Below are 5000 nucleotides of genomic sequence, written 5' to 3'. Positions count from 1 at the left end.
CATACGCGTCGAGCAGCAGGCCCTGATCGATGTCGCGCGTGACGACCTCGCGGATCTCCGCCGTGTCCTCACCGCGCGCGTCCCACTCGACGTGCATCGCGAGCGTGTTGACGGCCCAGAAGCCGTCTGGGTGCCCGTCGACGGTGCGGCGCTGCACGGCCCAGTCGCCGAGCTCCGCGGGATAGTGCGTGTGCCCGCTGAACACGACCGCGTTCGGATAGTTGCCGAGAATGCTGGTCAGTCTGCTGTTCATCTGGTGGTGGTCGTGGTACCCGGGGATCCACGATGCCGACACCGTGTCCCCGAGCGGGAAGTGGGTCATCACGACGACCTGCTTGTCGAGCTCCGTCCAGTGCGCCAGGCGCTCCTCGAGGAACGCCACCTGCGCGTCGCTCATCGCGACGTCCGAGGGTGCGGCGAACTCCTGACCCAGCACGATGACCGGCACGTCGCCGCCGGGGCCCTCGAGCACGTACTCGTCCCACACCCGATCGCGCTGTGCGAACGCGAGGAAGCGGTCGCGGTTCGCGTCGAAGCCACCCGCGGCGTACCGCTCGTGGTTACCGATCGCCGCGATGGTCTGACGGGGCCGGATGCCGGCGGTCGCGTCCATGACGGTGTAGATCTCATCCCACTCGGCAGCGGTGCCCGAGTTGACCTGGTCGCCGACGAGCAGCATGCCGTCGGCCTCCGGGGCGATGCGCGCGTAGTCGCCGAGCGCGTGCTGCCAGTCCTGCGGGTGCCCCTGGATGTCGCTCATCACCCACGCCTGCGTGGATCCGCCCGCGGCGTCGGCGAGGACCTCGTGCACGGTCACCGAGTCGATGGCCCAGTAGCGCGACGACGCGTCGCCCGTGAGGCGCCACGAGAACACGGCCTCCTCGGCGCCCGCGGGCACCTCGACCGTCACGTCCTGCACCTCGTTCATCCGACGGGCGTCGTAGCCGTCGGCGACCGTCGTCGAGTCGAGGTGGAGGATCTGCGTGCGCTCGCCGCCGTCGAAGCTGACCTCCACGACGCCGGCCTGGCCCGGAGCGCCGCGGTAGTGGCTGTCGAACGTGAGGCGCACCGCCCCGAGGCCGGCCACCGGCACGGGCGCGCCGGCCAGCGTCGAGTCGAACGGCAGGTCGCCGAACTGCTGGGGGTCGGCGATGGCGATGGTGTCCTGGGCGCGTCCGAAGCGCGTGCGCATCTCGTCGATGTCGGCCGTCCACTCGGACCGCGTGGTGAACCGCCAGCCGCGGTGCGCGTCGGAGCCGGCGTCCGTCATCGTGTCGTCGAAGGTCACCGCCCAGCCGGTCGCGCCGTCGGCGCCGAAGCCCTCGCGTGCGACGACCTCGTCGATCGCGTTGTCGGTGGCGACGGGGTCGATCTCGACCGGAGCGTGCGGGTCGCCCGGCTGCGGCCGGTCGGGATCCGCGGAGACCGTGAACTCGACGGGCGCGGCGAGCTGCGCGTAGCCGTCCTGTGCGAGCAGGTACACGCTCCAGGCACCGGCCGGCAGTCCCTCGAACGCGACGGTGCCGGAGGAGCCGGGCGTGTACCGCCACTGCGTGGAGCCGGGACTGCCGTCGGGCGTGCCGGCCGAGGTCGGGTAGACGCCCACCCAGTTCAGGGCATGCGGCCGATCGGTCGCCCATTCGACGACGAGCGGCTCGCCTTCGAGCAGTTCGCGGTCCGCCACGGTGAGGGTCGAGCCGGATGCCGCGGCGGCCGATGTCGGGCCGGCGGGGCCGGCGTCCGCGGCGGCCAGGGCCGGGACGGCGGGGCTGAAGGCGAGCGCGGCGGCCGTGAGCGCGCCGAGCAGGGCCCGGCGGGCGCGGGGCCGTCCGTGGGAGTGTGGGGAGGACATCGCTGGTTCCTTTCCGAGTGGCGCGCGCGGATGAGGGCGCTGCGCCGAGTCTTCGAGCCGCCGGGGAACGCCCGGTGAACGTGCAGGCAACGTCGCGCGACCACGCCGCCGCTCGGGTCGGATCGGCGGGGACGGGTGTGCACACCTGTTCAGGTCGGCTCCGCGCGCGGCGCGCCGGGCGCCGGGCGTCGGGCGTCCGGGCTCAGCCGAGGATGCGGCCGAAGGCGCCGGAGGAGGCGCTCGCCTGCGCCTCGAAGGCGACCGTGCCGGGCAGATAGCGATCCTCGCTCAGGTCGATGGGGCGACCGTCGCGGGCGAAGGCCTGCCGCTTCACGCGCAGCAGCGGGCTGGATCGGCGCACGCCCAGCAGGCGTGCGTCCTCGCTGGACGCCGCGACGGCATCGATGCGGTGGGAGCCGAACTCCTCCCCGAATCCGGCGCCGGCGAGCACCGCGGCGTACGACGGCGTGTCGCGGGGCAGCCCGGCCACGACCGATGCGACGTGCGCGGGGTAGCAGCTGCGCTCGATCATCACCGTCTGCCCGTCGAGCGCGCGCAGCCGGACGACCCGCAGCACGTCCGCGCCCACCCCGACGCTCAGCAGGCGCGCCTCGGCGGCGGTCGCGGGCGAGATGTCCTCCGCCACGACCAGACCCGACGGCGTGAGGCCGCGCGAACGGGCCCACGATGCGAAGGATCCGAAGCCCGACAGCCCATGCGTGAGCGACCCGGACTGCACGATCCAGCCGGCGCCCGCGCGCGGTTCGACCACGCCGCGTCTGCGCAGCAGCGCGAGCGCGCTGCGCACCGTGCCGCGCGCCACGCCGTGCAGCTCGGCGAGGCGATGCTCTCCGGGCAGCGCGGCGCCGACGTGCACCTCGCCGGCGGTGATGCTCCGCGCGATCGCGGCGGCGACGTCGCGGTACCGCGGCGCGCTCAAGCCGGTCCCTCGCGTCAGAACAGCTCGGCGACGACCGACTCGGCAAGGCCCAGTCCGGTCGTCATGCCGATGCCGGTCGTGACCGACACGACCCGCACGCCGTCCATCGGGGCCGCACGCAGGAAGTCCCGCGGAGCGGAGGCGTAGACGCCCTGCCAGCGTTGGCGGATGCGGATGGCCTTGCCGTCGAACAGCTCCCGTGCGAGCCGCGCGAGAAGCTCGAACGCCGCTTCGTCCTGGAACGGCGTGATCGTGGTGCCGCGGTAGTGCGTGTCACCGATCACGAGCGTGCCGTCGGGGCGCTCGGTGTACATCTGGTTCACATCGCGCGACAGCATCTCCGGGGCCTCGGCCTCGAAGCGGCGGCGCAGCGCGGCGGCCGCGTCGGTGCGGGCGAACGCCGAGTAGCGCAGCATCGACGATCCCGTCAGCAGCGGGATTCCGAGCCCGACGCCGTCGGCGAGCATCATGTCGAGTCCGCAGCGGACGATCCCGTGCTCCTCCGCGATCTCGGGGAACAGGTGATCGACGTCGACGTTCACGGCGAGCACGATCGCCGAGGCGGCGATCTCGCCGCGGCTCGTGTGCAGGGCGCCCGGCTCGACGCCCAGCGCCGCGGTGCGCCAGCGGAACTCCACGCCGCGACGCTGCAGGTAGCCGGCGAGGGCCGGTGCGGCGCTGCGGGGATCGACCTGCACATCGCGCGGCAGGTAGGCGCCCGCCACCGCGCCGGTGATCGGCACGCGGTGCATCACGTCCTCGCCCGACAGCGCCACGCCCTCGGCCGCCTCGGCGAGCACCGCGCGCTCCTCCTCCGTGCGGGCGACCACGAGCGTGCCCGGCTCACGCAGCCAGAAGCCCGCGCGCGGCGCGTAGCGCAGCCACAGCTCGCGGGCGCGCTCGGCGTACTCGCGGGCCTCGCCCACGTGCGCAGATGTGCCGATGTGGCCGAAATTGCGCACGGTCGCGCCCGTGATCGCTGTCGCGCGGTCGACGACGACGACCTTCAGGCCGCGCTCCATGGCCGCCGCGGCGTGGCCGAGCCCCACGATGCCGGCCCCGACGACCGCCAGGTCGTAGCGATCCGTCATCACTTCAGAGCGCGGCGGATCAGCACGGACGCGCCCTCGACGACGACCACCATGGCGACGATCACGACGAGGAACGCGAGCACCTGGTCGAAGTGCCGTCCCTGCAGCGCGTTGAGCAGCAGGAAGCCGATGCCGCCTGCGCCGACGACGCCCAGCAGGGTCGCGGAGCGGATGTTGTGGTCGAGCACGTACATCAGGTGGCTGACGAGCGCCGGCACCGACATGGGCACGGTCGAGGAGAAGAACACCTGCGCGCGGCTGCCGCCCGCGGCCGAGACGGCGCGCTCGGGGCCGTTCGGCACCTCCTCCATCGAGTCGCCGATGAGCTTGCCGAGCAGGCCCACACCGCCGATGCCGAGCGCCAGCGCACCGGCCTGCGGGCCGAAGCCGGTCGCGATGATGAACAGGATCGCCACGACGAGGTCGGGGATCGCACGCAGGAAGATCGTGATGCCGCGGAACGTGTTGCGCACCCACGGCGCGGGCGCGACGTTGCGCGCGGAGAGCGGGCCGATCACCGCCGAGATGATCGTCGCCAGCAGGGTGGCGGCGAACGCCACCTGGACGGTGGTGAGGACGGCGCCGATCACATCCCCCCAGTCACGGCTGCCGAACGACAGCGGCCACACGGCGCGGTCGAGAGCGGGGTTGTGGACCTGGTCCCACTGGGGCGAGAAGATCCTCAGCACCTCTGGCTGGGTGTAGAGGAACGATCCCACGACGATGGCGACGCCCAGCCAGATCCCGACGGTCGACGTGATGCGGGCGCGATCCCACGGCCGGTGCATGGCGGCCTCGATGCGCTCGTGCCGCTGCGCGACGACGTGGGGGCGGGCCGGGCCGGTGACGGCGGAGCCGGCGCGCTGCGAGATCGCGCGGGCGATCGCGGCGGCCGCGCCCTTGCCGCTCGGCTTCACGCCGAGCAGGCGCGCGCGCAGCAGCGACGAGACGATCTCGAACGCGAGGCACAGCGCGATGATGATGAGCACGAGCGGGATGACGCGGCGCATGCCCGACGGACCCGCGTGCAGGGCCTCGTCGAGCTCGAGGCCGATGCCGGCCACGCCGACGACACCCAGGATGACCGTGCCGCGGAGATTGATGTCGGCGCGATGCA

General features: G+C 73.1%; 4 protein-coding genes. All 4 read right to left on the bottom strand.

Annotated features, from left to right (window positions below; translation table 11 throughout):
* Nucleotides 1-1852 (bottom strand): metallophosphoesterase (locus RIF89_RS10875; protein ID WP_309069131.1); only part of this gene is annotated, 1852 nt, incomplete at its 3' end.
* A 202-nt stretch (nucleotides 1853-2054) separates the two neighbouring features.
* Nucleotides 2055-2792, bottom strand: coding sequence for a GntR family transcriptional regulator (locus tag RIF89_RS10870; RefSeq protein ID WP_309069130.1), 738 nt, complete (start codon nucleotides 2790-2792; stop codon nucleotides 2055-2057).
* A gap of 14 nt (nucleotides 2793-2806) precedes the next feature.
* On the bottom strand, nucleotides 2807-3883 hold the full coding sequence (locus RIF89_RS10865) for a TIGR03364 family FAD-dependent oxidoreductase (protein ID WP_309069129.1): 1077 nt from the start codon (nucleotides 3881-3883) through the stop codon (nucleotides 2807-2809).
* On the bottom strand, nucleotides 3883-5000 hold a 1118-nt coding region (locus RIF89_RS10860; protein ID WP_309069128.1), incomplete at its 5' end, for an ABC transporter permease subunit. The genes RIF89_RS10860 and RIF89_RS10865, both read right to left, overlap by 1 nt.

The organism is Microbacterium sp. (assembly GCF_031178525.1).
GTDB lineage: Bacteria > Actinomycetota > Actinomycetes > Actinomycetales > Microbacteriaceae > Microbacterium.
Note: the sequence above shows the minus strand (reverse complement) of the source record. Positions and strands in the feature narration are given on the sequence as shown.